Origin of the sequence: Rhizobium hidalgonense, assembly GCF_002914525.1 — a bacterium.
GTDB lineage: Bacteria > Pseudomonadota > Alphaproteobacteria > Rhizobiales > Rhizobiaceae > Rhizobium > Rhizobium hidalgonense.
The window spans coordinates 1-2,535 of the sequence record NZ_LODW01000002.1 but is presented as its reverse complement, the minus strand read 5'-3'; the positions used below and the strand labels follow the sequence as shown (position 1 = coordinate 2,535).

General features: G+C 62.0%; 3 protein-coding genes and 1 pseudogene. All 4 read right to left on the bottom strand.

The genetic code is table 11. From position 1 onward, the window contains the following. Window positions 1–216, bottom strand: a 216-nt coding sequence (locus ATY29_RS00035) for an ATP-binding cassette domain-containing protein (protein WP_133118229.1), incomplete at its 3' end; no start/stop codon positions are given. 3 nt (window positions 217–219) lie between these two features. Continuing rightward, the gene (locus ATY29_RS00030; protein WP_097537539.1) at window positions 220–1,191 is read right to left on the bottom strand and encodes a carbohydrate ABC transporter permease; all 972 of its coding nucleotides are present in this window, start codon (window positions 1,189–1,191) and stop codon (window positions 220–222) included. Next, window positions 1,188–2,141, bottom strand: a complete 954-nt coding sequence (locus tag ATY29_RS00025; RefSeq protein ID WP_003566886.1) for a carbohydrate ABC transporter permease — start codon at window positions 2,139–2,141, stop codon at window positions 1,188–1,190. The genes ATY29_RS00030 and ATY29_RS00025 overlap by 4 nt, the downstream gene beginning before the upstream one ends. Before the next feature lie 103 nt (window positions 2,142–2,244). After that, window positions 2,245–2,535: pseudogene (locus ATY29_RS00020) on the bottom strand (sugar ABC transporter substrate-binding protein); the annotation flags it as partial.

Below are 2,535 nucleotides of genomic sequence, written 5' to 3'. Positions count from 1 at the left end.
CGGATGCAATCCGCTGATGTCGCGGCCGTCGATCCGGATATCACCCGAGGTGATCGTCTCCAGCCCGGCAATGGTGTTGAGCAGGGTCGACTTGCCGCAGCCGGATGGGCCGACCAGCACCAGGAAGCCGCCCTTTTCGAGTTCGAGGTCGATGCCCTTGAGGATATCGACGGCGCCGAAGCGCTTTCTGAGACCGGAGATTTCCAGGAAGGCCATGACTTACCCTTTGACTGCGCCCGCCATCAGGCCACGCACGAAGTAGCGGCCGGCGAGGATATAGACGATGAGCGTCGGAACGGCCGCGATCATCGCCGCCGCCATGTTGACATTGTATTCGACCACCCCGGTCGAGGTGTTGACGACATTGTTCAGCGCCACCGTCATCGGCATGGAGTCACCGGTGCCGGCATAGGCGGAGGCAAACAGGAAGTCGTTCCAGATGTTGGTGAACTGGTAGATGACGGTGACGACGATGATCGGCAGCGAGTTCGGCAGCATGATGCGGCGGAAGATCTGGAAGAAGCTCGCGCCGTCGACCTGGGCGGCGCGCACCAGTTCGGTCGGAAAGGCCTCGTAGAAGTTGCGGAAGAACAGCGTGGTGAAGCCGAGGCCGTAGACGACATGGACGAAGACCAGATTGACCGTCGGATTGCCGAAGCCGAAGTTAAAGCCGGTGGCGTTCTGCAAGGTCACGCCGAAGCGGCCGAGCGAGCCGAGGATCGTCGCCATCGGCAACAGCACCGACTGGAACGGGATGAAGCAGGCAAACAGCATCAGCCCGAACACCAGTGTGTGGCCGGGAAAGCGCCATTTGGTCAGGATATAACCGTTGAGCGCTCCCATGATGGTGGAGATCGCAACCGCCGGCACCACCATCTTGATCGAGTTCCAGAAGTAACCCTTGATGCCGGCGCAGGTCAGCCCGACGCAGGTCTCGCCCCAGGCCTTCACCCAGGGATCGAGCGTCGGCGCCTGCGGCAGCGCCAGCATGTTGCCGCCCTGGATCTCGTCCATCGTCTTGAACGAGGTCGTCAGCATGACGAAGAGCGGCATCAGGTAGAGGATGGCGAAGATGACCAGCAGGCCGTAGATGACCAGGCGGCCAATCCAGCGGGCGCTGTTGCCGCGCTCGACACCTTCAGCTGCCGATGCCGATGAGGACGTGCCGATCGGAGAGGTGAGACTGCTCATCGGGCCTTCTCCTTCAGTTCGGAATAGAGATAGGGCACGATGATTGCCGAGATGGTCATCAGCATGATGATGGCGCTGGCCGAGCCGACGGCCATCTCGTTGCGCTTGAAGGTGTATTCATACATGAAGTTGGACGGCAGCCAGGCCGAGCCGCCCGGCCCGCCCGATGTCAGCGCCACCACCAGGTCGTAGGACTTGATCGCCATATGGGCGAGCACGATGAAGGCCGACAGGAAGATCGGCCGCAGCAGCGGAATGACGATGCGCCGGTAAAGCTGCAAGGGCGAAGCGCCGTCGATCTGTGCCGCCTTCATGATCTCGCCGTCGATGCCGCGCAGTCCCGCGAGGAACATCGCCATGACGAAGCCGGAGGCCTGCCAGACACCGGCGATGACGACGGTGTAGATGACGAAGTCCTTGTTCTTGATCCAGTCGAAGTGGAAGCTCGTCCAGCCGAAGTGGTGCAGCGTCTGCTCGAGCCCGAGGCCGGGATCGAGGAACCACTTCCAGGCAACGCCGGTGACGATGAAGGAGAGCGCCATCGGATAGAGGAAGATCGGCCGCAGCAAGCCCTCGCCGCGGATCTTCTGGTCGAGCAGGATGGCGAGGAACAGGCCGAGGGCCAAGCAGATACCGACATAGAGGAAGCCGAAGATCGCCATGTTGGTGATCGAGGTATACCAGGAGGATGGCGGATCGCTCTCGAAGGTCCAGCGCCACAGCCGCTGATAGGCGCGCGCGCCGGTCAGCGCATAGGAGGGAAAGGTCTTGGAATTGGTAAAGGAGAGATAGGCCGTCCAGACGATGAAGCCGTAGACGAAGACCAGCGTGATGACGAAGCTCGGCGCCAGCACGATCTTCGGCAGCGCATCCTGCAGCCGGCCCCTGATCGAGACGCTCGTCGCTTGTCGCGGCGTCAGAACCGGATCGGTGGTGGCAACTGTGCTCATGGATATCATCTCCTCCCCTGCATCATCGGCCCCGCATGAATGGTCGCAGGGCCTGAAGCTTCCCCGCGAAGTGCGCGGGGAAGCGTGTTCATCGACCGTGATCTCAGCGGGCGTCGTCGATCGCCTGGACGAGCTGGGTGACGGCTTCGTCGGAGCTCTTGATCTGGCCGTGGACGAACTTCGAGACGACGTCCTTATAGGCGTTGGCGATTGCCGGAGGCGCGCCATAACCCTGGGCCAGCGAGCCGAACAGCGTGCCGCCTTCGTTGGCCGCCTTCAGATCGGCAATGCCCTTCTTGCCGCAGGCGTCGAAGTCGGTATCGGGAACATCGGTGCGGGCGGGAACCGAACCCTTGACGACGTTGAAGGCCGACTGGAAGCTCTTCGACAGCGT